The sequence below is a fragment of the Bowmanella yangjiangensis genome, assembly GCF_018531185.1.
Lineage (GTDB): Bacteria > Pseudomonadota > Gammaproteobacteria > Enterobacterales > Alteromonadaceae > Bowmanella > Bowmanella yangjiangensis.
The window spans coordinates 1127053-1151120 of record NZ_JAHDJU010000001.1 but is presented as its reverse complement, the minus strand read 5'-3'; the positions used below and the strand labels follow the sequence as shown (position 1 = coordinate 1151120).

General features: G+C 50.9%; 26 protein-coding genes. 11 read left to right on the top strand and 15 right to left on the bottom strand.

Annotated features, from left to right (window positions below):
- The first annotated feature begins 12 nt into the window (after nucleotides 1-12).
- From KJY73_RS05200 to KJY73_RS05190, 3 genes are read left to right on the top strand one after another with little or no spacing between them, the layout of a single operon-like run.
- Complete coding sequence (locus KJY73_RS05200; protein ID WP_214340940.1) at nucleotides 13-711, top strand: TIGR01621 family pseudouridine synthase; 699 nt, start codon at nucleotides 13-15, stop codon at nucleotides 709-711.
- Nucleotides 708-1094 carry a VanZ family protein gene (locus tag KJY73_RS05195; protein ID WP_214340933.1) on the top strand — a complete coding sequence of 129 codons (387 nt, stop codon included), beginning with the start codon at nucleotides 708-710 and terminating at the stop codon, nucleotides 1092-1094. Before KJY73_RS05200 ends, KJY73_RS05195 begins: the two co-directional genes overlap by 4 nt.
- Nucleotides 1091-1972, top strand: a complete 882-nt coding sequence (locus tag KJY73_RS05190; RefSeq protein ID WP_214340931.1) for a ketopantoate reductase family protein — start codon at nucleotides 1091-1093, stop codon at nucleotides 1970-1972. Before KJY73_RS05195 ends, KJY73_RS05190 begins: the two co-directional genes overlap by 4 nt.
- Here the strand turns inward: KJY73_RS05190 and KJY73_RS05185 are convergent.
- Entirely contained in the window at nucleotides 1963-2931 is a 969-nt protein-coding gene (locus tag KJY73_RS05185; protein ID WP_214340929.1) for a helix-turn-helix domain-containing protein, read from the bottom strand. The two genes, KJY73_RS05190 and KJY73_RS05185, sit on opposite strands and share 10 nt — an antisense overlap.
- A gap of 106 nt (nucleotides 2932-3037) precedes the next feature.
- On the opposite strand from KJY73_RS05185, the gene KJY73_RS05180 reads away from it, so the two are divergent.
- Nucleotides 3038-3436: a rhodanese-like domain-containing protein gene (locus KJY73_RS05180; RefSeq protein WP_232848396.1), complete on the top strand. Its 399-nt coding sequence runs from the start codon at nucleotides 3038-3040 to the stop codon at nucleotides 3434-3436.
- The gene (locus tag KJY73_RS05175) at nucleotides 3408-3896 is read left to right on the top strand and encodes a GNAT family N-acetyltransferase (protein WP_214340927.1); all 489 of its coding nucleotides are present in this window, start codon (nucleotides 3408-3410) and stop codon (nucleotides 3894-3896) included. Before KJY73_RS05180 ends, KJY73_RS05175 begins: the two co-directional genes overlap by 29 nt.
- Nucleotides 3897-3948: 52 nt before the next feature.
- Here the strand turns inward: KJY73_RS05175 and thiI are convergent, their stop codons facing one another.
- From thiI to pomA, 4 genes are all read right to left on the bottom strand, one after another.
- Entirely contained in the window at nucleotides 3949-5412 is a 1464-nt protein-coding gene (thiI, locus tag KJY73_RS05170) for a tRNA uracil 4-sulfurtransferase ThiI (RefSeq protein WP_214340926.1), read from the bottom strand.
- A gap of 110 nt (nucleotides 5413-5522) precedes the next feature.
- The gene (locus tag KJY73_RS05165) at nucleotides 5523-6068 is read right to left on the bottom strand and encodes a hypothetical protein (RefSeq protein WP_214340924.1); all 546 of its coding nucleotides are present in this window, start codon (nucleotides 6066-6068) and stop codon (nucleotides 5523-5525) included.
- A 60-nt stretch (nucleotides 6069-6128) separates the two neighbouring features.
- Entirely contained in the window at nucleotides 6129-7064 is a 936-nt protein-coding gene (locus KJY73_RS05160; RefSeq protein ID WP_206592757.1) for a flagellar motor protein MotB, read from the bottom strand.
- A 5-nt stretch (nucleotides 7065-7069) separates the two neighbouring features.
- The gene (gene pomA, locus KJY73_RS05155) at nucleotides 7070-7834 is read right to left on the bottom strand and encodes a flagellar motor protein PomA (protein WP_214340922.1); all 765 of its coding nucleotides are present in this window, start codon (nucleotides 7832-7834) and stop codon (nucleotides 7070-7072) included.
- Nucleotides 7835-8139: 305 nt separating this feature from the next.
- Between pomA and xseB the strand changes: the two genes are divergently transcribed.
- Genes xseB through dxs form a run of 3 tightly spaced genes read left to right on the top strand, consistent with a single transcriptional unit; the run spans nucleotide 8140 to nucleotide 11165 of the window.
- Nucleotides 8140-8385: an exodeoxyribonuclease VII small subunit gene (gene xseB, locus KJY73_RS05150; RefSeq protein WP_206592755.1), complete on the top strand. Its 246-nt coding sequence runs from the start codon at nucleotides 8140-8142 to the stop codon at nucleotides 8383-8385.
- A gap of 3 nt (nucleotides 8386-8388) precedes the next feature.
- Entirely contained in the window at nucleotides 8389-9282 is an 894-nt protein-coding gene (gene ispA, locus KJY73_RS05145; RefSeq protein ID WP_214340920.1) for a (2E,6E)-farnesyl diphosphate synthase, read from the top strand.
- Nucleotides 9283-9296: 14 nt separating this feature from the next.
- On the top strand, nucleotides 9297-11165 hold the full coding sequence (dxs, locus tag KJY73_RS05140) for a 1-deoxy-D-xylulose-5-phosphate synthase (protein ID WP_214340917.1): 1869 nt from the start codon (nucleotides 9297-9299) through the stop codon (nucleotides 11163-11165).
- Between the two features lie 144 nt (nucleotides 11166-11309).
- Here dxs and KJY73_RS05135 read toward each other — a convergent pair whose 3' ends face one another.
- The 8 genes from KJY73_RS05135 to nrdR all read right to left on the bottom strand — a co-directional run bounded on the left by KJY73_RS05135 (nucleotide 11310) and on the right by nrdR (nucleotide 17295).
- On the bottom strand, nucleotides 11310-11828 hold the full coding sequence (locus KJY73_RS05135; RefSeq protein WP_214340914.1) for a phosphatidylglycerophosphatase A family protein: 519 nt from the start codon (nucleotides 11826-11828) through the stop codon (nucleotides 11310-11312).
- The gene (gene thiL, locus KJY73_RS05130; protein WP_214340911.1) at nucleotides 11791-12753 is read right to left on the bottom strand and encodes a thiamine-phosphate kinase; all 963 of its coding nucleotides are present in this window, start codon (nucleotides 12751-12753) and stop codon (nucleotides 11791-11793) included. Before thiL ends, KJY73_RS05135 begins: the two co-directional genes overlap by 38 nt.
- 5 nt (nucleotides 12754-12758) lie before the next feature.
- Nucleotides 12759-13181 carry a transcription antitermination factor NusB gene (nusB, locus tag KJY73_RS05125; protein ID WP_206592750.1) on the bottom strand — a complete coding sequence of 141 codons (423 nt, stop codon included), beginning with the start codon at nucleotides 13179-13181 and terminating at the stop codon, nucleotides 12759-12761.
- A 3-nt stretch (nucleotides 13182-13184) separates the two neighbouring features.
- Nucleotides 13185-13658 (bottom strand): 6,7-dimethyl-8-ribityllumazine synthase, encoded by a 474-nt coding sequence (gene ribH, locus KJY73_RS05120; RefSeq protein ID WP_188698200.1) that lies wholly within the window; start codon nucleotides 13656-13658, stop codon nucleotides 13185-13187.
- A gap of 191 nt (nucleotides 13659-13849) precedes the next feature.
- Complete coding sequence (gene ribBA, locus KJY73_RS05115; RefSeq protein WP_214340909.1) at nucleotides 13850-14956, bottom strand: bifunctional 3,4-dihydroxy-2-butanone-4-phosphate synthase/GTP cyclohydrolase II; 1107 nt, start codon at nucleotides 14954-14956, stop codon at nucleotides 13850-13852.
- Nucleotides 14957-15019: 63 nt separating this feature from the next.
- Nucleotides 15020-15694, bottom strand: a complete 675-nt coding sequence (locus KJY73_RS05110; RefSeq protein ID WP_214340905.1) for a riboflavin synthase — start codon at nucleotides 15692-15694, stop codon at nucleotides 15020-15022.
- Nucleotides 15695-15722: 28 nt separating this feature from the next.
- A complete protein-coding gene (ribD, locus tag KJY73_RS05105; RefSeq protein WP_214340903.1) occupies nucleotides 15723-16844 on the bottom strand; it encodes a bifunctional diaminohydroxyphosphoribosylaminopyrimidine deaminase/5-amino-6-(5-phosphoribosylamino)uracil reductase RibD in 1122 nt (373 codons plus the stop codon).
- Between the two features lies 1 nt (nucleotide 16845).
- Nucleotides 16846-17295 carry a transcriptional regulator NrdR gene (nrdR, locus tag KJY73_RS05100; RefSeq protein WP_206592746.1) on the bottom strand — a complete coding sequence of 150 codons (450 nt, stop codon included), beginning with the start codon at nucleotides 17293-17295 and terminating at the stop codon, nucleotides 16846-16848.
- Nucleotides 17296-17403: 108 nt separating this feature from the next.
- Here nrdR and KJY73_RS05095 point away from each other — a divergent pair, with 108 nt between their 5' ends.
- A complete protein-coding gene (locus KJY73_RS05095; protein ID WP_214340900.1) occupies nucleotides 17404-17859 on the top strand; it encodes a DUF6265 family protein in 456 nt (151 codons plus the stop codon).
- A gap of 17 nt (nucleotides 17860-17876) precedes the next feature.
- On the opposite strand, the gene KJY73_RS05090 is transcribed toward KJY73_RS05095, so the two are convergent.
- Nucleotides 17877-18803, bottom strand: a complete 927-nt coding sequence (locus KJY73_RS05090; RefSeq protein WP_214340898.1) for a porin — start codon at nucleotides 18801-18803, stop codon at nucleotides 17877-17879.
- 206 nt (nucleotides 18804-19009) lie between these two features.
- Between KJY73_RS05090 and KJY73_RS05085 the strand changes: the two genes are divergently transcribed.
- Nucleotides 19010-20653: a methyl-accepting chemotaxis protein gene (locus KJY73_RS05085; protein WP_214340895.1), complete on the top strand. Its 1644-nt coding sequence runs from the start codon at nucleotides 19010-19012 to the stop codon at nucleotides 20651-20653.
- A 73-nt stretch (nucleotides 20654-20726) separates the two neighbouring features.
- On the opposite strand, the gene glyA is transcribed toward KJY73_RS05085, so the two are convergent.
- A complete protein-coding gene (gene glyA / locus KJY73_RS05080; RefSeq protein WP_214340892.1) occupies nucleotides 20727-21983 on the bottom strand; it encodes a serine hydroxymethyltransferase in 1257 nt (418 codons plus the stop codon).
- Between the two features lie 229 nt (nucleotides 21984-22212).
- Between glyA and ettA the strand changes: the two genes are divergently transcribed.
- Complete coding sequence (gene ettA / locus KJY73_RS05075; RefSeq protein WP_214340888.1) at nucleotides 22213-23880, top strand: energy-dependent translational throttle protein EttA; 1668 nt, start codon at nucleotides 22213-22215, stop codon at nucleotides 23878-23880.
- Nucleotides 23881-24068: the final 188 nt, after the last annotated feature.

The following is a 24068-nucleotide window of genomic DNA, read 5'->3' as shown; positions in this document are numbered from 1 at the left end:
TTGCGCCATTTTATGATCTCTGAAGTACTGTATGAACACGACGATTTTCTGGTAATCGACAAACCAGCCGGTATTGGTATGCACCAGGAAGCTGAACAACCAGGTATAGTTACCCTGCTAAGCCAGCAGCTAGGCGGCCAGCCACTATGGCCAGTACACAGACTGGACAAGGTTACATCTGGTGCGTTGTTGCTGGCGAAAAATGCCGAAGCAGCGGCGCTCTTATCTGGCCAGTTTGCCGAACGCCAGGTGGAAAAGTTTTACTTGGCGCTGTCTGATAAAAAGCCCAACAAAAAGCAAGGGGCGGTGATTGGCGATATGCAAAAGGCCCGCCGCGGGCAATGGAAACTCCTGCCAAGCAAACTGTCACCCGCCATCAGCCAGTTTTTCAGTAGTGGGCTGGGTAATGGCCTGCGACTTTTTATTATCAAGCCCCGCACGGGCAAAACCCATCAAATCAGAGTGATGCTAAAAAGCCTGGGCAGCGCGATTTTGGGTGACTCGTTGTATGCAGGCACGCCGTCAGACCGAACCTATCTTCACGCCTTTGCTTTGCAGTTTGAGTATCAAGGTCAGCAACATCAGATAGTCAGTGTCCCCGGATACGGCCAGTATTTTACTGAGGCAAGATGTCAGCAGGCACTGCAGGATTTGCTATCCCCCTGGCAACTGCCCTGGCCGCACTTAAACCTAAAACGGACAGCCTTATGAGCAAACCACGTTACCGCTGGCAACGCCGTGTTCGCCACCCTTGGGTATTTGCCCTGATGCTGGCCTCACTGGTGATTTTTTGCGTCATGCTGTGGTTGCCCACCCAATACCTGCTGGTCGACGGCAGCAATGACAAGCAGCATCATATCGGCTTCTTTTTTGGACTGACCTTACTCTGTTGGTTCAGTCTTCGCTATCATCCCGCCTGGCAACTATGCATGCTGCTATTGTTCGCCGTACTGTCTGAACTATCCCAGCACTGGGTGCCCCATCGTCACAGCAGTTGGGACGATTTACAGGCAAACCTAACCGGCATTGCATTGGGCTATGTGCTGCTGATACTAATTAAGTTGGGTAAAAAGTTTCTAAGTAAGGGCTCATGAATATTGTTATTGTCGGCCAAGGCGCCATAGGTAGTGCACTGGCTGCCCGCTGCGAAATCCAAGGCCTGGCATACAAGGTAATGGGCAGAACATCGACCTTGCAGTGCATTGAATGGATTGCATATCAGGGTGAGCGGTTGGCATTTTTGCCAGAATCCATTGAGCCTCTTGAGCTGAAAGGGAATGAACTTATTATTCTGCCGCTTAAGGCCTATCAGATTCTGCCAGCCGTAACCGCCCTTAAGCCTTACCTGACTGAGCAGACACTGCTGCTATTGCATAACGGCATGGGCACACAAAGTGAGATCGAAGCTCTGCTCCCTGGCCTACCGCTGGCCCTTGGCATCACCAGAATGGCCGTGCTTAAACAGGGCACTCAGGTCACCGAAACCGGATTAGGGGGTTCGGACTTAGGCTGGGCATTAGCGCCTGCCAACACGGCTAATCGCGAGCAGGCAGAACATCTGCTTTCAAGTATATTGGTACCTTGCCAGTGGCATGCCCAGATTGCTCCGCTACAGTGGGCCAAGCTTGCTGTGAATGCGGTAATAAACCCACTTACCGCACTACACAATATTTCCAACGGGGAGTTAGCCCAGCCGCAGTATCAGGCATCAATCCAAGCCCTGAATGAGGAAATAGCGACGCTAATGCAAGCCCTTAACATTCCTGGCGCACAAGATATTCCATCGCGACTCGCTCAGGTGATCAACGCCACCGCGGCCAATTACTCGTCTATGCACCAGGATGTTATCCACGGCCGTCCGACAGAAATTGACTATATCAATGGCTATCTGCTCAAAGAAGCTGAGCGACTGGGTTTAGCACTTCCCCATCATTTGGCTCTGTGGCAGAAGATACACGCACGTCAGGCCTGACGTTGTTGCAACGCAAACTGCCGGCGATATCGGCTTGGCGTCACCCCCAGGCTCTTTTCAAAGTGCAAACGCAGCGACAAGGCGGTAGCAAAACCACACTGTTGGGCGATAAGTTCAATCGCCAGTTCAGAGCATTCCAACCAGTATCGCGCGCGCTCCAACTGTGCGTTTAACAGCCATTGCTTAGCCGTTAAGCCAAAACTCTGGGTAAACTTTCTATCGAAAGTTCGCCTACTCATATGACAGTGTTCGGCCAGCCTATCCACCGTCAGTCCATCAGCCAGGTGCTGGATGGCCCATTCCAAGGTCTTACCCAACTCATCGCGACGCTTTGGCACGGGTAACTCAATAAACTGCTGCTGGTCGCCATCTCTATGCCCTGGTACCACTAAACGCCGGGCAGTGCGGTTAGCCTGCTCAACGCCAAAGTCTTCTCGAATCAACTGAATGGATAAGTCCAGACAGGCCGCGCTACCGGCTGAGGTATGGATATTTCCGTCCTGTACGTACAGTCGGTTAATTTGCAAATTAACCTTGGGAAAACGTCTGGCAAAGGCATCCGCATATTTCCAGTGTGTGGTAGCCACTTTTCCGTCCAGCACACCAGCAGCCGCCAATACAAAAGCACCTGAGCAAAATGACACCAGACGTCGGTTCAGGCTTGCCGCTTCGCGTAAAGCACTCAGCAATGGCGCAGGAACTTGGGCATCAATATGTCGCCAGCCCGGCATCAGAATAGTGTCATAGCCGGGCAAGTCATCAACCCGGCCATCCACTTCCAACCTGCCTCCGCCTTGCAATTGGATTACCGGAGTGTCGGTGGCCACCACCTGAGTTTGGTACCAATCACTGCGCCCCCGCCCATGAGAGGCGAAAATCTCGACCGCCGCGCCATACTCAAGCATGGAGAGACCGTCGTAGACACAAATGGCAACACGATGTGGCTTTTTATTAGTCATGGCTGAAAAATAACTATTTTTGTTAAACAGGCCAATGTTAGCAGTATATGCAATCTGATGAAATGTTCCCGTCCTCGACAGGCAGGACTTTTAACAGGAGATAAGGATGAAAACATCAGAAGTTATGCGTGTTGAACCCGCCAAACCCGAAGATGCACTGCAACATTTCGCCGCCAAGCTGACCTTTGAAACCGATTGTGCCGACGTGTTTGATGCCTTAGAGCAAGGTCATCATGATTTTGTGCTGCTGGATGTCAGAGGGCCGAATGCCTATGCGAAAGCCCATGTTCCTGGCGCACTCAATCTGCCCCGCGCACAGATCACCGCAAGTGTGCTGCAAAGCCTCGGCCAAGGTAAGGCCTTCGTGGTGTATTGCGCGGGCCCACACTGCAATGGAGCTGATAAGGCTGCTGAGTTTATCGCCAGGTTGGGATTCAAAGTAAAGATCATGATTGGCGGTATCGTAGGCTGGCGGGATGAAAAGTTTGTCTTCGCTAGCTTGTAAGGTGTTGAATGTTCGGCCCCCCACCCTAACAGACCTGCCAGCACTGCTTAATCTGATGCGGCAGCTGGCCGACTTTGAAGACTATCTGGATGACTTCAGCGTCGCTGTTGATGACCTGCGAGAGCGCATGCTAAGCGAAAATCCGCAGTGTTATTGTCTTGTGGTCAGTGGCAGTGAAGGGGTTTTACTAGGGTATGCGGTGTGGTTACTGGTGCCTTTTACCTATGATTTAACCCCCAATGCCATACTAAAAGAACTGTATCTGGTGCCACAATCCAGAGGTCAGGGACTAGGTAGAGACTTATTCAAGGCCGTTCAGGAACAGGTCTATCAACAAGGTTGCCGACGGTTACTGTGGAATGTGCTAAACGGCAATCAGGCTGCCCAAGGCTTTTATCAACGCTTGGGTGGACATCCAGAGGAGAAATGGCAAGCCTGGCGAAAAATATTGTCAGCTTGAAAGGCAACAGGCGGCCAACTGGCCGCCTGTTTTAATCCGTACTAAAGGTTGGTTACCTACTAAGCGGCCGATACACTTTAACGTTCTGATAGCCCTGTTCATGTAATAGCAGCGCCTGCATACGGCTCATTACACCGCGGGCACAGTACAGGTAATATTCCTGATTTTGGTCCAAGTCACCAAATTGACTGGCAAGGCGGAAAAATGGCAGGGTCTTAACCTCATGACCTTCTACCGTCAGAGGGCTGTCTTCTTCTTCCTCGGGGCTGCGGATATCTAATACCACGGCACCGCTTGGCAAGGCATCGCTGGCATCAATTTGCGGTACTTCCTGCTCGGCTTCCTGTGCCATGCGGCGAATATCCAGCACATGGGACGCTCTTACCACATTGGCAATCAAATCGGCATCGAGCTTGGCTTCCTGCTCCTCCACTTCGCTGAGTATGGCTCTGACCGTGGGCTTTTTAGAAATCACCCCGCAATACTCGGGCATACTTTTAGCGAAATCCTCGGTACCAATCTGGCGCGCCTGGTTGATGATGTCTGACTTGTCCCAGCAAATAAGCGGACGCAACACCAGCTTTTCGGTGGCCCGGTCAATTACTGCCAGATTCGACAGAGTCTGGCTGGATACCTGGCCTAGGGCTTCGCCGGTTACCAGGGTGGAGATATCCAAATTGTCGGCCACAATACTAGCGGCGCGCAGCATCATTCTTTTGAGCACCACACCCATCAGGCCGTTATCTACCCGCTCCAGAATTTGCGCCACCACTGGCTCAAAGTCCACGCCAATAAACTTAACCCGATGCGACGCGCTATATTGTTTCCACAAATAACAAGCGACCTGCTTAACACCAATCTCATGCTGGCGTCCGCCCAGATTAAAGAAGCAGTAATGGGTACGGGCGCCGCGGCGAATCATCTGATAGCTGGCCACGCCAGAGTCAAAACCACCAGAGATCAAAGACACCACATCTTCCTGGGTTGGCAGAGGCATGCCGCCCAAGCATTTAAACCTGTCATCAATAATCAGTAGATGCTCTTTATCGATTTCCAGCTCTACTATTACATCAGGCTTGGTCAGGTTAACCCCGCCGGTGTCACAGTGCTGGTTCAACCCGCCGCCCACATAACGGGCCACATCCACCGAACTGAATTCGTGTTTGCCACGACGTTTTACCCTCACCGCGAAGCTCTTGCCCGCCAATTTGTCATGCCAGACGGCTTTGACTTGCTGATAAATGTCATCGAGATCCTGATATTCGCTTTGGCGTACCTGCAAACACTGCTCAATACCGGGAATACGCTTGAGCTGATCCACCACTTGCGCTTCTTGCTCCCGGGTCTCAGTCCGGGCTTCCATCACCAGTTTGTCCCACTTATTCCAGACCGCTACCTTGAACTCATAAGGCTTAAAAATATTACGCACATTGGATTCAAGGATCTTGGTAAAGCGGCGGCGCACCGAGTCACTCTTAATCGAGATTTCCGGGTGCAGCTTAAGAATAAATTTCATCGGGGTACAACCTAGGGCAAAAGTGCGCGGAGTATAGCAAAGAAGGGGGGAAATTTATAAGCGTGAAGATTTACATTGAGCAGATAGGTTATCAGCATCGCAGCCAATCATCAGGCGTCTTTGAGCGCTCTTGCCAAAGTTCTCTGTACCAGTTCGTGTAAAGGCGGTTGCTGATCAATTTCCACGGCCTCGAACAATTCGATGCCCAGATGTTTTGCTAGCATGGTGCGGAACTGCCAATAGCTTTGTGGCCTTTCCTGGTCTTTATGCAACCTCAATGCATGCACATATTCCTGGCGACACAAGCTTTCCCGAACCTGTTTGATGGAGGCAAAAAGATCAACCCCGTGTCTGTCACCTGTCTCGTCATATACCACAATGACACTTTCTGACGTGGCCAAAAAATCTGCCTCTTTACCGCCAAATACCTGATTGAACAGGCCGACTAGCAAGTCACAGCGAAATGAGCAGGCTGGCTGCCATACTTGTGCGGTGTACCCTTGATGACGCAAAGTTTGCAGAATCAGGGCTTCAAGTCTGGTCAACTCTGCTTGGGTGATGGATGTCAAAATGGCGAGCTTGCGAGGCTCTGACCCGACGCCTAACGCCTTGCCTGGCAAAATCTTTTTTTGCTGTTCGCTACTTTGTACCTTCATCACACAACACCTTGCGGTATTCGTTCCCTTGTCCTTCCAGCATAGCTCTCCAATGTGAAACTAGTTGTCTTGCGGCTCCACTATGGATATGGGTTTCGACTCTTTGGGTGAGCCCTGGTTAATGGCAATCTCCACCCGACGGTTACGGCTTCGTCCTTCAGCGGTATTATTGGCTGCCAGTGGTCGATTATCTGCCATACCTACCACTGTCATACGGGATTCATCGAAACCTTCTGCGCCACGCATAGCTTCGGCCACGGCCACAGCGCGCTGTGCAGACAGATCCCAGTTAGACCGATACAGCTCATTGGATATATTCTGATTGTCTGAGTGACCTGAAACTTCGATCTTTCCGGGGATATCTACCAGCAAGCTACCAATTTTACGTAGCACAGGCACAAATTGCGGCTGCAGGAAGGCCGACCCTGCGGAAAACGCCCCGTTTTCACGAATACGGATGGTAATTTGCTGACCGAGAGATTCCATTTCTATGGCGCCATCGAGGATTTGACGTTCCATTTGCTGGGCAATCTTTTTCACCAACTCGTTGGTTTGCTCCTGGCTGGCGGCCTGCGAAGAACTGCTGGCCGTTTCCTGAGCCGTCTGCTGAGACTTACCGCCACGCTGGGTGCCCCGCTGCTTCTGTCGACCACCGGCGGAATCTTCATCCCCCGCTTGGAACTCCAGCATTTGCTGCGTCATTTCTATGGTCTGCTGTTGGATATTCTCAATCGGCGTCGGGTCAGGTCGCCCAGGCCTGAACTCCATAGCAATTACGCTTGTCCCTTTGGGAATATCTTTCACTTCGATTTTGTTTTGCACACCAAAAGCAAATTTCATGGAGCCGGCAATCTGCTTAAATTTCAGCACATCCATTTCGGAAAACGCCAACAACAAAACAAAGAAGCACATCAACAGAGACATCAGGTCGGCAAAAGTCGCCATCCAGGCCGGTAAGCCGGATGGGCATTTGGGACATTCCTGCTCGTCAGACATGCGCCCTACTCCTCTGTGTCGCCGGTGGCTCGCTTGCTGGCGGCCAGATAATTCTTCAGCAACGCTTCAATAACTCTGGGGTTTTGACCATCAGCAATACCCAAAATTCCATCCAGCACCAAGCTTTGGTTAAGCTTTTCCTGACCGGAACGGTTACCCAGCTTCTGCGCAATAGGCAAGGCAATAACGTTAGCAAAAAATGCGCCGTACAAGGTGGTTAACAAGGCAACCGCCATAGCCGGACCGATAGCTTTAGGATCATCCATATTGGACAACATGGCCACCAAACCAATAAGCGTACCTATCATGCCCATGGCCGGGGCAATATCTCCCAAACTCTTAAAAATAGATGCACCGAACTCATGACGCTCGGTTGTCAGACTGATATCTTTAGCTAACGTGGCACGCACAACATCCACATCGTGACCGTCCACCAGCATATCTACGCCTTTTTGCATAAAGGAATTGCTGATTTCAGCCTCTTCCAGAGCCAGGAATCCACCTTTACGTGCCGCGTCGGCCATCTCGACAATTTTCTCGATCAACTCTTCCGGCGCCTCAATTTTGAACATAAAGGCTTTAACTGCGATTTTACCGGCGCTGAAAAACTGCCCCATGGTATAGGCACTCATCACCACAAATAGTGAGCCACCGAATACAATCAGGATAGATGGCACGTTGACGAACATCATAATATCGCCACCTAAAATCATAGACATGACGATAAAACCAATGGCACCCAACATACCTATCAGGGTTGCTAAATCCACACCATTCTCCCCAAATGTACTAACACCACCAGGCTTGCCCCGGATTCTAATCAAGCTGACCGGCAAAGTTTGCCGCAACTTTGCTTGTCCGACAATCTTAGCATTACCAATGATATCGGATAAGCATGACTTAACTTATTGACTTGGCTCACCAATTTATCGACGTTTATACACCTTTCTAAAGCGCATTTTTACCCGGGGTAAAAGTGATTGACCACAAATGGCCCCTCGGGTAAGGTGCGAAGCCGGTTTCCCACCCGGCTGACACCCTGTTCGGACGGGCATTCAACAGTCAGTAGAGAGCCATGACAAGCCGCAAGAAAACTGAAAATCTTTCGTTTGAACAATCGCTTGCCGAACTGGAGAGCATAGTCAAACAAATGGAAGGCGGCGACCTTCCCCTGGACGAGGCTTTAGCCCAATTCGAACGTGGTATCGAGTTAACCCGTCACAGCCAGGCAAAATTAAGCCAGGCTCAGCAGAAAGTCAGTATTCTGATGGAAAAGCAGGGTCAATCTGAATTGCTTCCATTCGAACAACCTGGCGAATAAATCATGTCTCAAGAATGGTTAGCGGCACTTAGCCAGCATCAGGCCAGAATCACACAGCTGTTGAAAAGTCAGGTCGAAGACCTACCCGCTCTGGCACCGGTGTTACGTGATGCCATGGGCTATGCCCTACTCATGGGGGGTAAACGTGTACGCCCCGCCATGTTGTACACCACAGGGCAAATGCTGGGCGTCAAGCTGGAAGACTTAGATGCTGCAGCCATGGCACTGGAATGTATTCACTGCTATTCATTGGTCCATGATGACTTGCCTGCCATGGACGACGATGATTTACGTCGTGGTCAGCCTACCTGTCATATCGCTTTTGACGAAGCCAGCGCCATACTTGCCGGCGATGCCCTGCAAACCCTGGCTTTTTCGCTGCTTTGTGACTACCCAATGAGCGCAGAATGCGAGCCACAGCGCGTCAAATTGGTCAGCGCTCTGGCCAGTGCTTCAGGTTATCTGGGTATGTGTGGCGGGCAGGCCCTGGATATGGCCGCTACCGATAAACTGATAGATATCCAGCAACTGGAACAGTTGCATCAATGTAAAACCGGCGCGCTGTTACAAGCGTCTGTCAAAATGGCATGCATTCTGGCCGACATTCCAGCCAGCGAGCAGCAACAGTTAGCCATATTCGCTGAAAAAATCGGCCTGGCCTTCCAGGTACAGGACGATATTCTGGATGTCACCGGCGATACCCAGACCCTAGGGAAACCGCAGGGTTCAGATCAGTCGCTCAACAAAAGTACCTACCCGGCACTACTCGGACTGGACGGCGCCAAGGCCTTGGCACAACAACTTTACCAACAAGCACTTCAAGCCTTGCAGCCTTTACCTTACAATACGGATCTTTTGCGGTCATTTGCCGGATATATCGTCGACCGTAACCACTAAAACAATAAGTGCACATGACTCTGGATTTAGCTCACTACCCAACTTTGGCCTTAGCCGACACACCGCAGCAACTTCGCGAGCTGCCTCAGGATAAATTACGTCAACTGGCCAAGGAACTGCGCCAATACCTGTTGACCTGCGTCAGCCAAAGCAGCGGGCACTTTGCCTCGGGCTTGGGTACGGTAGAGCTTACCGTGGCGTTGCACTATGTGTATAACACGCCCTTTGACCGACTCATCTGGGACGTTGGCCATCAAGCCTACCCGCACAAAATTCTGACCGGCCGACGTGAACGTATGCCTAGCATTCGACAGAAAAACGGCTTGCATCCCTTCCCCTGGCCGCCGGAAAGCGAGTTCGATACCTTTGCCGTGGGGCATTCATCTACCTCAATCAGTGCCGCCTTAGGCATGGCGGTTGCCGCCGAAAAGGAAGCACTGGGGCGCAAAGTGGTTGCCGTGATTGGCGATGGTGCCATGACAGCAGGTATGGCGTTTGAAGCCATGAATCATGCCGGTGACATTAAGAAAGATTTACTGGTGGTATTAAACGACAACGAAATGTCGATTTCAGAGAATGTTGGGGCGTTGAACAGTCACCTGGCACGCCTTCTCACAGGTCGCTTCTTTAATTCCATCCGTGACGGCGGCAAGAAGCTGCTGTCCAACGTACCGCCTATCAAAGAATTTGCCAGCCGTGCCGAAGAACATATTAAGGGCATGGTGGTTCCCGGCACCATTTTTGAGGAATTGGGCTTTAACTATATTGGTCCCATCGACGGCCATGATGTCAATGGCATGGTCGATACTCTGCGCAACATGCGCCAAATGAGCGGCCCGCATATTCTGCATGTAGTGACGAAAAAGGGTAAAGGCTACGAAGAAGCCGAAAAAGACCCGATTAAGTTTCATGCGGTACCCAAGTTTAATCCCAGCGAAAACAGCCTGCCCAAAGCGAAAAGCACTGGCCCTAGTTTTTCCGGCATTTTTGGCGATTGGCTGTGTGATATGGCAGCCCAAGACAGCAAGCTAATGGCGGTAACGCCAGCCATGCGCGAAGGCTCGGGTATGGTGAAGTTTTCCCAGCAATTCCCCGAGCAGTATTTTGATGTAGCGATTGCCGAGCAACACGCGGTGACCTTTGCCGCAGGTTTGGCTAAAGAAGGCTATAATGCCGTGGTGGCCATTTACTCCACCTTCCTGCAGCGCGCTTATGATCAGCTTATTCACGATGTGGCCCTGCAAAACCTACCGGTGCTGTTTGCCATTGATCGCGCCGGTGTGGTGGGTGCTGATGGCCCTACCCACCAGGGCGTGTTTGACATTCCCTTTATGCGCTGCATTCCCAATATGGTGATTATGACGCCTTCTGATGAAAACCAATGTCGTCAGATGCTTTACACCGGTCACTTGCACAATGGCCCGGCTGCGGTGCGCTACCCTCGTGGTCAGGGCATGGGAACCGCACTTGAATCCGAAATGACGGCCCTGCCTCTAGGTAAAGGGCATGTGCTGCGCAAAGGCGCCAATATTGCTATTTTGAACTTCGGTACGCTGTTGCCAGGCGCGCTACAAGCGGCCAAACAAATAAATGCTACTGTTGCCGATATGCGATTTGTTAAACCCCTGGATGAGGCCTTGCTGGCTGAACTTGCTAAAGATCACGAGTTACTGGTCACCTTGGAAGACGGTGCCGTGATGGGCGGTGCCGGTAGCGCAGTGGGTGAATGCCTGCATCGCCAGCAGCTAGCTTGCCGCTTACTGACGTTGGGCTTGCCTGATAGCTTTATCATGCAAGGCACTCAGGAACAAATGTATGCCGAACATCAGATTGATGGTCCCGGCATTGTGGCGCAAATTCAGGCCTTTAACGAAAAAGTCTGAGCAGCATAAAAAGGTGAAGTCGTGACTTCACCTTTTTTATCCCACCAATACACCACAGCATCCGCGCTAGTCGGCAGATAAAGTAAAGAGTCAAGAAGAGAAAGCAGAGCGCAGCTGCTAGCTTATGCTAAGCAGATTTAGGGTTTATATCACACCGAAAGTCATCAGGGCATGTAAGCCCACACAGGCCAGAATACCTGCCAGAATATCATCCAGCATAATGCCTAGTCCGCCATGAATGTGCTTATCCAGATAGCTGATGGGCCAGGGCTTAAGAATGTCGAACAGGCGAAACAACACAAAGCCCGCGAGCAAAGTAACAGGGGTTAACGGCACCAAGATAAAGGTCAGTAGCATCCCGGCCACTTCATCCCAGACAATGGCGCTATGGTCATGCACGCCCATGTCGTCGGCGGTTTTGCCGCAGATCCAAACACCGGCGACACAGGCCAGTATGGTAAGTAATAAATAAAACAGGTTACCGGATAGGGCTACCAGTAATACCAAGGGAATAGCCGCCAGACTACCAAAGGTACCAGGGGCTTTTGGGGCCAGTCCTGAGCCAAATCCCAGCGCCAGAAAATGCGCTGGATTTTTGAGGCTTAGCAGGCGAACCGGATTTGGCTCAGCTGAAGTGTTGATAGCCTTTTCCTTCAAAGGCATAGCGCTCTTTGCCGTCGCGCAACTCCAGCTTACCTTGCACGCCATTTAGCTGACCGATACAGGTAACGGATACGCTGGCGGTAGCCATAGCAAGATCCAAATTGCCTTTTTGCTCTTCCGACACACTAAACAGCAATTCGTAATCGTCCCCGGCGCTCAGGGCATAACGAATCCCTTGCTCAAGGGAAACACTGTCCCGCATCGCCTCAGACAGAGGTAGCTTATCCACTTGCAGTACAGCACCGCAGTGAGATGCATTAAGCACATGCTGCAAATCAGCAATTAAACCATCAGAGACATCAATGCAGCTGCTGGCAATACGGCGTAACACCGTACCGACCAGAACTCTGGGGGTGGGATAATTCAAACGGTTGGCAACAAAGTTACGATGTTTGGGCGGCACATCCATACGCCCCTGCAACATATCCAGCCCCAGCCCGGCATCACCTAAGGTGCCGGTCACATACAGCCAATCGCCAGGCTTGGCTTTAGCTCTGGTCAGAGCCTGTTCCTTAGGCACGAAACCTTGTGCGGTGAGCGTGATACTTAAAGGTCCTTGAACGGTATCCCCACCGATAAGCTGCACAGAGTAATACTCGGTCAGCTCCTGTAGGCCCAGTGAGAATTCATCCAACCAATGCTCGTCAACATCCGGCATGGATAGTGACAAACTGATCCAGGCAGGTTCAGCGCCCATAGCGGCTAAATCGCTGAGGTTGACCGCCACGGCCTTGTGAGCAATGGCGCGCGGCGATGTATCATTAGGAAAATGTACGCCGCCAACCAAAGTATCAGTGGTGACCGCTAAGGACTGATTTTGTGGCACATTAACCACCGCACAGTCGTCGCCAATACCTAGCTGTACGTCACGACGAAGGTGACTGCGTTCCTTAAAATAGCGGGCAATGATATCGAATTCTTTCACAGGGATCAGGCTTGCTCGTGTTTACGCAGAGTGCGAACGGCTTTGTCCAGCACCCCATTAACGAATTTATGACTCTCTTCGGCACCAAAAGCCTTCGCAAGTTCAATAGCTTCGTTAATAACGACCTTGTAAGGAACATCCACTCGTTTGACCAACTCGTAAGTAGCCAAGCGCAGAATGGCCTTCTCTACTGGATCCAGCTCTTCTGGCAGACGACCAAGATAAGGACGAATCTTGGTATCCAGCTCGTCATAATCGTTGATCACAGCACGCAGCAACTCCTGGAAGAATGCCAGGTCTACTTTGGTCATATCATTGGTTGTGGCCAGGTGCAGCTCAATATGGTGCGCCGGGTTTTTAGACATCTGCCAGGAGTAAACACCTTGCAATGCCAGTTCACGTGCCTTACGGCGAGCTGAGGGTTTCACCGGTCAGACTCCTTCGATCTGGTCGATGACATTGACCATTTCCAGGGCACCCATGGCCGCTTCTGCACCTTTGTTACCGGCTTTGGTACCAGAGCGCTCTATCGCCTGCTCAATGCTGTCGGTAGTAATAACACCGAAGGCAACAGGAATGCCGAACTCAAGTGAAACTTGGGCCAGACCCTTGTTACATTCACCGGCAACAAAATCAAAATGGGGAGTGCCACCACGAATAACCGCACCCAGGGCGATAATGGCATCAAATTTCTGCTTTTCAGCTAACTTTTTGGCAACAACCGGCAGCTCGTAGGCACCTGGTACACGTACCAGGGTAATATCCTGATCATTGACCTCACCGACCCGCTCCAGCGTATCCAGTGCGCCGTCTACCAGGCTCTCTACAACGAAACTGTTGAATCTGGACACAACGATAGCAAATTTCTTGCCCGTAGCGCGCAGGTTACCTTCAATGATATTCATGCTCTATCCCCATAGTCAAAACGGCGCGTATGATACCACAGCCGGCAGTGAGGTGAACGGCTAAAATGCAAGGTCAATTGGGTTGCGGGTAGTTTGAAGACAATAAGGCTGGCTTGATAACCCGACAGGCCTTAGCAATCCTCAGGAAAAGCTTAGCAAAACACAAAATAAAGGGCGCATTGCGCCCTTATTTAACTAACGTACTCCACCACTTCCAGGCCAAAACCAGACAGGGCATGATACTTCTTAGGTTTACTGAGCAAACGCATTTTGCGCACCCCCAATGAGGCTAAAATCTGACAGCCCACGCCTACCGTTCGCGAGGTACCCTGCCAGTTGGGTGCGGGGGCCTGTTCGCCCTTATCTTCTGCTTCAAACTGTTGCACCTTGGCAATCAAATCCTGATTAGATTCGGCCTTGCCGAGCAGCAACAAAACCCCGCCTTCATCGGCAATCCGGGCCATGGCCTGGGGCAGCCCCATACTGCGGTCCAACGAACGCTGAGAGGCCAGCAAGTCACCAAAGGTATCCTGCAAATGCACTCGCACCAGCGCCGGCGTATCAGCGCTTACTTCCCCCTTACGCAAGGCAAAATGCAGTTGGTCATCAATTTCGTCTTTAAAGGTGATTAAATCAAATTCACCATATTCGGTTGGCAAACGACACTCTGCCACCTTACTGATGGTCGTCTCATTCAGATTACGATACTCAATCAGGTCTGCGATGGTGCCGATCTTCAAGCCATGCTTTTCAGCGAATTGCTCAAGCTCAGGACGGCGCGCCATGGTGCCGTCTTCATTGAGGATCTCGACAATTACTGCCGCAGGCTCAGCACCGGCTAAACGCGCCAGGTCGACGCCAGCTTCGGTATGACCGGCACGATTAAGCACCCCACCATTTTTAGCGATCAGTGGAAATATATGACCGGGCTGAACGATATCTGCCGCTTTGGCTTCCGGCGCCACGGCCGCCAGGATAGTCCTGGCTCGGTCGGCGGCGGAAATCCCGGTTGTCACCCCAGTGGCAGCTTCAATAGACACGGTAAAATTCGTCGAAAACTGGGCACCGTTATTGTTCACCATTAACGGCAGGTTCAAGCGCATACAACGCTCAGCCGTCATCGGCAAACATACCAAGCCGCGCGCGTGGGTCACCATAAAGTTAATCGCCTGAGGCGTGACAAATTCGGCGGCCATAATCAGGTCGCCTTCGTTCTCTCTGTCCTCATCATCCATCAGGATCACCATCTTGCCCTGACGAATATCCTCAATCAGTTCCTGGGTGGTGTTCAATGCCATATTCTTCACTCAATCTTGTAGGGTAAACGGCACAGGGCCGGTGAATAAAAATTCGCTCAACGCCTAACGACGCCCATTATTTAAATAGCCATGCTCGGCCAGAAACGCCAAGCTGATATCTTTGCCAGGACCCGGCTCTGCCGCTTTCTCGCCTAGCAGCAAGCGCTCCAGATAACGAGCAACCACATCCACTTCCAAGTTCACTTTGGTGCCACTTTGGTAATCACCGATATTTGTCTCTTTGAGGGTGTGCGGCACTAAGGTCAGTTTGAATCGTGCCCCATCCACGTCATTGACAGTCAGGCTGACGCCATCAACGGTAATAGAGCCTTTCTCGGCAATATACTTAGCCAACTCATTCGGCGCCTGGATCCAGATTTCCACCGCTCTGGCAGTGCTTTGCACCGATAACACTTGCCCCACACCATCAACGTGGCCACTGACAATATGGCCACCAAATCGGGTGGACGCCAACATGGCTTTTTCCAGATTCACCCTATGCCCCACCTGATAACCGGCAAACCCGGAACGCTTCAAGGTTTCTGACGAAAGGTCCGCGACATAATGGCTGTCGGAAAACTCCACGACGGTCAGGCAAACACCATTAGTGGCAATACTGTCACCCAACGCCACATCGCGCATATCCAATTTACCGGTCGCCACGGTCAGACGAACATCGCCCCCCACCGGTTGTATTGCGTTGATCTTACCAACGGCTTGAATAATACCTGTAAACACTTTTTACCCCGTCACTTATGATTCAGGTTCAGTTCTTTGCATATTGCAGGCTGGCCGTCAGCCTGAGGTCTTCACCAACCAGCCGGATGTCCTGCCATGTCAGACCTATGGCTTGTTCCATATGACTAAGGCTTGGCAATAAGGCCAGCCCTTTGGCTTTATCACCCATAAGTTTGGGCGCCTGATACAAAATCAATGTATCCACCAACTGATATTGCAATAATGCGCCAGCCAAAGCGGCGCCCGCCTCCACCCATAGGTTGTTAACACCAGATTCTGCCAAATGCGCCATCAGCGCGGGCAAATTGACACGGTTGCCCTTCTCAGCACACTGCCATTGGCGCACCTGCTCGCCGTAACGATGCGGACTGACAGATTTGTTCGCCAATAAAATAGGTCCAGGGGTTTGAAACAAACGGTACTCTGGCGTCAATTGATTGCGGCTGTCGACTATCACCCTAAGTGGTTGTCTTACCGCCAGATTACCTATACCTAACTGATCGGCACTAACACGCAAATTCAACTGCGGATTATCAATCATCACGGTACCAGAGCCAGTCAAAATAGCGCAGCTCATGGCACGTTGCTTTTGTACATCCAAGCGCGCTTTTTCGCTGGTGATCCACTGACTGTGGCCATTCTCCATGGCGGTTTTTCCATCCAGGCTGGCTGCCAGTTTAAGGGTTACCTTAGGACGGCCCTGGCGCATGCGCTGGATAAAGCCTTGGTTCAAATCTGCAGCTTGCCCTTGCAACAACCCGACTTGTACCTCTATACCCGCATCACGCAGCATTTGCAGACCATTTCCAGCGACCAGAGGATTAGGATCTTGCATGGCAGCCACCACTCTGGTGACCCCAGCATGAATAAGCCCTTCTGCGCAAGGCGGTGTTCGACCATGATGGCTACAAGGTTCCAAAGTGACATAGGCTGTGGCGCCGCGAGCCTGGCTGCCTGCCTGACGCAGGGCAAAAACTTCAGCATGAGGGCCCCCGGCCTGTTCATGCCAGCCCTCACCAATTAACTCGCCAGCAGCAGAGACTATCACGCAACCAACATTAGGATTTGGAGAGGTGGTAAAACGGCCGCGCGCAGCAAGCTGTATGGCCCTGGCCATCCACTGGTGGTCAGCCTGGCTGAATAGCGACATATCAGTCTCCCAACCTGGCAATTTCTTCACCGAATTCACGGATATCTTCAAATGAACGGTACACCGAGGCAAAGCGCACGTAGGCAACCTTATCCAGCTCTTTGAGCTCGTCCATAATCACGTTACCAATCAGTTTACTGCTGACTTCCCGTTCACCGGTGGCACGCAAAGTTGACATTACACGGTTCACACATTTTTCGACTTGCTCAGTGCTCACTGGTCGCTTTTCCAACGCCCGCTGTAGACCTGCCCTCAGTTTTTCCTCATTAAAGGGTTCACGGGAGCCATCCCGCTTAACCACTTTAGGCATAACCAACTCAGCCGTTTCGAAGGTGGTAAAACGCTCATGACATTTGAGGCATTCACGGCGACGGCGGATCTGATGGCCTTCGGCCACCAAACGCGAATCTATAACTTTGGTTTCCTGTTCAGAACAAAAGGGACAATACATGGTCACTCCAGGAAGGAAAACGAACTGCGGCAGAGGCTTGCATAACTTGTAGAGTAAGGCAGCCGCCGCTAAGCTATCAAAAAATCGTCTTAGTTAACAGAGATAGCTATGTATTGGCTGGTTAGGGCCTTGTTGATTAGCCTGCTAATGGCTCTCAGTCCATTCCTGTATGCCACTCCCTGTCACCAACTTGAGCAGCTAAATTGGTTGCTTGGCGACTGGCAAGCGCAAAAAGATCACAAGCGTTATTGGGAAAATTGGCAAAAAGTCAGTGAACACAGCTTCGAAGGCCAGGCAGGCAGCACCCACAATAAAGAGCAATCACAAGAAGCACTGCGTTTGGTGCAGATGCAAGGACAGATATTTTATCTGGCCAAGGTCAGCGAAAATCCCCTTCCAATTGCTTTTGTACTGGAAAATTGCAGTGCTTCTGAGGCGGTATTTGTAAATCCTGCCCATGATTTTCCGCAGCGCTTACATTATCAAAGACAGCAGAACAAACTTGTCGTCAGGGTTGAATCCATGCAGGGTGAGGGCTTCACCCTGCACTTTTTACGCGAGTAAATACAGAAAAATTAGGATTAAAACGCCACGCTGAGCTTATGTTCAACGCCCAGCGCCAAATAACGCCGGTCTGGGTTATCTTGTTGTTCGATGTTCGCCCCCCAGACATACACTTTGGTTTGCTTGCCCAGTCGATAATCCATCCCCAGATTGTAGCTACGATCATCCTCCATACTTTGCGCCTGCGCCCTTAACTCCCAGTCACCCCATCGGTGGCTGTAACTCACCAGGCCACCACTGCGGCTCTCACCACCTTCAGCAGGCTCTTGCCTTTGTAGCATCAGACCCAACTTGCCATCCCCCAACTTGTATTGGAATGAAGCCCGGGTTACATCGAAGCCAGCGACATCAATATCTTGTGCCAGAGCTGCAAATACCTCTGCCTTTTTCAATTCTGCATCACCGTAGAAAATACCTGCTGATAAGGCATCTTTGCCGTCTGCAGACTTTTCAGCCTGATAACTGACAACCCCATAAAAACCGCCAAATACAGGAGATGTATAAGTGGCCAGGTCCGATAGACGATTCTCGCCTTTCCAAATGGCAGCAATATCGCCTTCGTAATGGTTGTAGAGGTCAATCTTACCCTGCGCCATCCAAAGTGCAGTAAAGTTGCGGCCGAGCGTTAATTCGCCGAAACCGCCACGCAGACCAACGTATTGAGGACGTTCGGTCAGGTTATCCACGCCCTTCTCCCCGGTTATATCAACCTTCCATTCCAGGCGGTAGACAACCTGTATATCATTTTCCAGCGCCACATCGCCTTTGACACCAATCCAGGAGTTGTTACTGCGAATTTCAGTAAAGTTGTCCAGCCCTTCATCGGCCAGTTGCCCATTCACATTTAACTTGGCGTAAAATTGCCCCTGATGATTCAAATCAGCCGCATACGCACTGTTGAACAAGGTAAGGGTTGTTAAGACTGCGATGGTTTTAATCTGCACTATGGGTCTCTCCCAGTGTTTCGGCGCACATCCGGCGCCAGATACCTTAAAATTCCCCAAAGCATAACCTATCACCTTGTTTCCAAATGCCTTATGGTCATACTAAGGTGTCGATATATATGCTTTTTTACCTTGCTTAGATTGCGCTATTGTTACAAGTGCAGCTCCAGCATGTCCGAACATTCGTTTAAGAAGGATTCACCATCATGGTTGACGTCAATAACCTTACCATCCGGGTTAAATTTTCCATTCCCTTATTGATTGTTGGTCTGCTGGCAGTACTTGTCAGTGTGCTGAGCATTAACAGTGCGCGCAGTCTATCCAGCGACGCCAACCTGCTTTCCTCCACCTTTATGAACGCTATCGACACAGGTTTAAATGCTGATAGGGATTTGTATCAAGCGTTGACGGCCAGCCAAAGCTATGTCACCAAACGACATTTGCAATTGCCTGGGGCAGAACAGGACAGAAAAGACTTTGAAGAAAATGCCAAGCAGGCATTGGATCGCATGAATCAGGTGCGTAGCCTGGTCAAAGACTACCCGCAGATTGGCGCAGCTATGGGTAACTTTGATAAGGACTACCAAACCTGGCTAGATGAGGCAAACAAGGTTTTCAGCCTGTCCGACGCAGGAAAGACCCAAGAAGCGGCAGAACACAACAGCACCCAGGTAATGACGAAATTCGCGCAGCTCAGGGAGCACTATGACGTGATGGGAGGCATGGTCAAAGAGCTAGCGGATGACATTGCCACAAGCGCACAGCAGGCAAATGCCACGCAACGTAATATTATGTTGATGGTAATTTTACTGGTTATCCTAGCCAGTGCCGTAAGCATCCTATTCGGTCCTAAACTAGTCACTAACCGGGTTGCGGAGCTTAACCGCATGATTGCCACCATTAGCGAAGGTGAAGGTGATTTAAGAGGGCGGCTGGACAGCTCCGGCAAAGATGAATTATCGCAACTGGCGGGTACTTTTAACGGCCTGATGCAGAAACTGCAAGATCTGATCAAAATGATCAAGGGTGATGCAGAAACACTGGATATTGCCGTCAACAAACTGAACCAGTCGGCTGATGAAAGCCATAATATTTCTGGTGAGCAGAATTCAAACCTTGATCAGATAGCTACTGCGGTTAACGAACTCAGCCATGCAGTACATGAGGTGGCCAGCAATTCACAAACCGCGCTGGCAGAAACGCGAGAAGCAAAAGAGAAAACCAGCCAGTCAGGGCTTGTTGTGGATGAGTCTGTGGCCAGTATTAGCAAATTGTCAGGCTCAGTTAGTCATGCTAGCAGCGTCATCAGCAAACTGGCCGAAGAATCCAAAAACATTGCCCAAGTACTAGACGTTATCCGTGGGATTGCTGAGCAGACTAACCTGCTGGCCCTGAATGCCGCCATTGAGGCAGCTCGCGCCGGTGAGCAAGGCCGGGGATTTGCCGTAGTAGCTGACGAGGTGAGAACCCTCGCGAGCCGCACGCAACAGTCAACCGCAGATATTCAGCGTATGATCGCGGGTCTGGAAAACGGTGTCAGTGAGGCGGTCAGCGCCATGAACGCCGGCACCAGCGAAGTTGACGGTGTAGTTGAAATGTCACAACGCATTCAAACCTCCTTGAATACGGTGGAGCATGCCGTAAACCAAACCAACGATATGATCTACCAGATTGCCACAGCCACCGAAGAGCAGAGCAAAGTTGTCGATGAGATAAATCGAAACATCAGCATGCTGAACAGCCTATCCCAGAAAAACATGGCGGTGGTGGGTAATACTAAAGGGGTGGCAGATGAAATCGCCTCTATGGCAGAGGGATTAAATGACAATGTAGGCCGCTTTAAGGTCTAAACTCAGACACAAATAAAGACACAAAAAACGCAGCCAATTGGCTGCGTTTTTTTATATCAAGCAGATATCCTGATTACGCGTAAACCGGGAAGGCTTCACACAGGGTAACCACTTCACCTTTAATACGCTCAACCACGGATTCATCGCCCATATTGTCCAGCACATCACAAATCCAGCTAGCCACTTGCTTGGCCTGCTCTTCTTTAAAACCACGACGCGTGATAGCTGGCGTACCGATACGCAGACCACTGGTAACAAAAGGAGAACGAGGATCGTTAGGTACGGAGTTCTTGTTTACTGTGATGTTGGCACGACCAAGGGCAGCATCGGCATCTTTACCTGTGATGTCCTTGTCAATCAGATCCAACAGGAACAAATGGTTTTCAGTACCATTTGAAACCACCTTGTAACCACGGTCCTGCATAACAGATACCATGGCTTTGGCATTTACAATCACTTGCTGCTGGTAAGCTTTAAACTCTGGTTGCAGGGCTTCTTTGAAGGCCACCGCTTTCGCTGCGATCACGTGGCACAGAGGGCCACCTTGATTGCCTGGGAATACAGAGCTGTTCAGCTTCTTGTAGATATCTTCATCACCACAGGCAGACAGAATCAGACCACCACGAGGACCTGCCAGAGTTTTGTGCGTAGTCGTCGTTACCACATGCGCGTGAGGCAGAGGGTTGGGATACAGACCCGCTGCCACTAAACCTGCAACGTGCGCCATGTCGACCAGCAGGTAAGCACCTACTTTGTCGGCGATAGCGCGGAAGCGAGACCAGTCCATAATACCTGAGTAGGCAGAGAAACCGGCGATAATCATGCGCGGCTTGTGCTCCAGCGCCAGGGCTTCTACCTGAGCGTAATCCACTTCACCAGTCTCTTCGTTCAAACCATACTGAACCGAGTGGTAGGTTTTACCTGAGAAGCTGACTTTTGCACCGTGAGTCAGGTGACCACCGTGTGCCAGGCTCATACCTAATACCACGTCATTGGCTTCCAATAAGGCCATAAATACCGCACTGTTGGCCTGTGAACCAGAGTGAGGCTGAACGTTTGCATAATCAGCACCGAACAGTTGCTTGGCGCGTTCAATGGCCAAGTCTTCTGCTACGTCTACATACTCACAACCACCGTAGTAACGCTTATGGGGATAACCTTCAGCGTATTTGTTGGTCAGTTGAGAACCCTGTGCTTCCAGTACTCTGGGGCTACAGTAGTTTTCTGAGGCGATGAGCTCAATATGATGCTCCTGACGCTGAGTCTCATTCTGAATGGCCTGATACAGTTCAGGGTCGAAATCTTGGATATTCATGGCGCGTGAAAGCATCGTTTCTCCTCAGGGAATGGGGGCCGTCGTCGGCCAAATCGGTCTGCGAAAAAAGAGGCCATATTCTAGCCATTTTGCCCAGGATGTACATAGGCTTGCGCCGATTGCCGCAGGTCCAAATGTGATAACAATAAATTAACTGCTATAAAGGCTTGATAGACTGGCTTTAAACCGCCTGTTGATCTGTTTAGAATACCCCCCATCAACCACCAGCAGAGCCTTGAATTTCATGTCTCAATACGTCTATACCATGCATCGGGTAGGTAAAGTTGTGCCACCTAAGCGTGAAATCCTAAAAAATATCTCCTTGAGTTTTTTCCCTGGCGCCAAAATTGGTGTGTTGGGTTTAAACGGTGCGGGTAAGTCCACCCTACTGCGCATTATGGCCGGCATTGACAAGGACATCGAGGGCGAGGCCCGTCCACAGCCTGGGATAAAGATTGGCTACCTGCCGCAAGAACCGCGCTTGGATGAAAGCAAAGATGTACGCGGTAATATCGAAGAGGCCGTATCCGATGTGGTATATGCCTTGAAGCGTCTGGATGAAGTCTACGCCGCTTATGCCGATGAAAATGCTGACTTTGACGCGCTAGCTAAAGAGCAAGGCGAGCTGGAAGCGGTGATCCAGGCTAAAGACGGCCACAATCTTGACCACGCATTAGAGCGCGCTGCCGATGCCTTACGCCTGCCCCCTTGGGATGCAGATGTCAGCAAACTCTCTGGTGGTGAACGTCGCCGTGTTGCACTGTGCCGTCTGCTGTTAGAAAAACCTGACATGCTGCTTTTAGACGAACCAACCAACCACTTGGATGCCGAGTCCGTTGCCTGGCTGGAGCGCTTCCTGCACGATTATGAAGGCACGGTAGTCGCTATTACCCACGACCGTTATTTCCTGGATAACGTCGCAGGCTGGATCCTGGAACTCGACCGTGGCTACGGTATTCCATGGGAAGGTAACTACTCTTCCTGGTTGGAGCAGAAAGATAAACGTCTTGAGCAGGAAGAAAAAGGTGAGCAGGCCCGTCAGCGCTCGATTAAACAGGAACTGGAATGGGTACGCAGTAATGCCAAAGGCCGTCAGGCCAAAAGCAAGGCGCGTATGGCCCGCTTCGAAGAACTGTCAGCTGGCGATTATCAAAAGCGTAATGAAACCAACGAGCTGTTTATTCCGCCCGGTGAACGTTTAGGCGACAAAGTCATCGAGGTGAAAAACCTGCGTAAGTCTTATGGCGACCGGGTGCTGATTGATGATTTGAGCTTTACTATGCCCAAAGGCGCCATCGTTGGCATTATAGGCCCTAACGGTGCGGGTAAATCCACCTTGTTCCGTATGCTAAGCGGTATTGAGCAGCCCGACAGTGGCGAAATTGTTGTAGGTGAAACAGTCAAACTGACCAGTGTAGATCAGTTCCGTGATCACTTAGACGGTGACAAGACGGTATGGCAACAAGTGTCTAACGGTCAGGATATTCTGCGTATCGGTAGCTTTGAGATTAACAGCCGCGCCTATGTCAGCCGCTTTAACTTCAAAGGCAATGACCAGCAGAAGTTTGTTAAAGATCTTTCTGGTGGTGAACGTAATCGTTTGCACTTAGCAGAGCTGTTAAAAGCTGGCGGTAACGTCTTACTGCTTGACGAACCGACCAACGATTTGGACGTGGAAACCCTGCGTGCTCTGGAAAATGCTCTGTTGGAATTCCCTGGCTGTGCCATGGTGATCTCGCACGACCGTTGGTTCCTTGACCGTGTTGCTACCCATATCCTGGACTATCGCGATGAAGGTCAAGTTAACTTCTACGAAGGTAACTACACCGACTACGAAGCCTGGCTAAAAGAAAACTTCGGTAAGGACGTCGTAGAACCACATAGGTTGAAGTACAAGAAAATTTCAAAGTAAGGTTCTACGAATAGCGACAGGACGTCGCCTCATTCCCATAGGAATGCAAGCGATACCGGGTTCACTCTGGTATTGCGCCCTTAAGCCGCGCAGCAGGAAGCACAGCGGCTGATCGAAGAGTCCGAACCACATAGACTGAAGTATAAAAAGATCAGTAAGTAAAGCTCGACTACCTGCGACAGGATGTC

Coding starts and splice junctions, on each gene's coding strand:
- KJY73_RS05200 (WP_214340940.1), top strand. CDS start 13: ATGATCTCTGAAGTACTGTATGAACACGACGATTTTCTGGTAATCGAC.
- KJY73_RS05195 (WP_214340933.1), top strand. CDS start 708: ATGAGCAAACCACGTTACCGCTGGCAACGCCGTGTTCGCCACCCTTGG.
- KJY73_RS05190 (WP_214340931.1), top strand. CDS start 1,091: ATGAATATTGTTATTGTCGGCCAAGGCGCCATAGGTAGTGCACTGGCT.
- KJY73_RS05185 (WP_214340929.1), bottom strand. CDS start 2,931: ATGACTAATAAAAAGCCACATCGTGTTGCCATTTGTGTCTACGACGGT.
- KJY73_RS05180 (WP_232848396.1), top strand. CDS start 3,038: ATGAAAACATCAGAAGTTATGCGTGTTGAACCCGCCAAACCCGAAGAT.
- KJY73_RS05175 (WP_214340927.1), top strand. CDS start 3,408: ATGAAAAGTTTGTCTTCGCTAGCTTGTAAGGTGTTGAATGTTCGGCCC.
- thiI (WP_214340926.1), bottom strand. CDS start 5,412: ATGAAATTTATTCTTAAGCTGCACCCGGAAATCTCGATTAAGAGTGAC.
- KJY73_RS05165 (WP_214340924.1), bottom strand. CDS start 6,068: ATGAAGGTACAAAGTAGCGAACAGCAAAAAAAGATTTTGCCAGGCAAG.
- KJY73_RS05160 (WP_206592757.1), bottom strand. CDS start 7,064: ATGTCTGACGAGCAGGAATGTCCCAAATGCCCATCCGGCTTACCGGCC.
- xseB (WP_206592755.1), top strand. CDS start 8,140: ATGACAAGCCGCAAGAAAACTGAAAATCTTTCGTTTGAACAATCGCTT.
- ispA (WP_214340920.1), top strand. CDS start 8,389: ATGTCTCAAGAATGGTTAGCGGCACTTAGCCAGCATCAGGCCAGAATC.
- dxs (WP_214340917.1), top strand. CDS start 9,297: ATGACTCTGGATTTAGCTCACTACCCAACTTTGGCCTTAGCCGACACA.
- KJY73_RS05135 (WP_214340914.1), bottom strand. CDS start 11,828: ATGCCTTTGAAGGAAAAGGCTATCAACACTTCAGCTGAGCCAAATCCG.
- ribH (WP_188698200.1), bottom strand. CDS start 13,658: ATGAATATCATTGAAGGTAACCTGCGCGCTACGGGCAAGAAATTTGCT.
- ribBA (WP_214340909.1), bottom strand. CDS start 14,956: ATGGCATTGAACACCACCCAGGAACTGATTGAGGATATTCGTCAGGGC.
- ribD (WP_214340903.1), bottom strand. CDS start 16,844: ATGTCGCTATTCAGCCAGGCTGACCACCAGTGGATGGCCAGGGCCATA.
- nrdR (WP_206592746.1), bottom strand. CDS start 17,295: ATGTATTGTCCCTTTTGTTCTGAACAGGAAACCAAAGTTATAGATTCG.
- KJY73_RS05095 (WP_214340900.1), top strand. CDS start 17,404: ATGTATTGGCTGGTTAGGGCCTTGTTGATTAGCCTGCTAATGGCTCTC.
- KJY73_RS05085 (WP_214340895.1), top strand. CDS start 19,010: ATGGTTGACGTCAATAACCTTACCATCCGGGTTAAATTTTCCATTCCC.
- glyA (WP_214340892.1), bottom strand. CDS start 21,983: ATGCTTTCACGCGCCATGAATATCCAAGATTTCGACCCTGAACTGTAT.
- ettA (WP_214340888.1), top strand. CDS start 22,213: ATGTCTCAATACGTCTATACCATGCATCGGGTAGGTAAAGTTGTGCCA.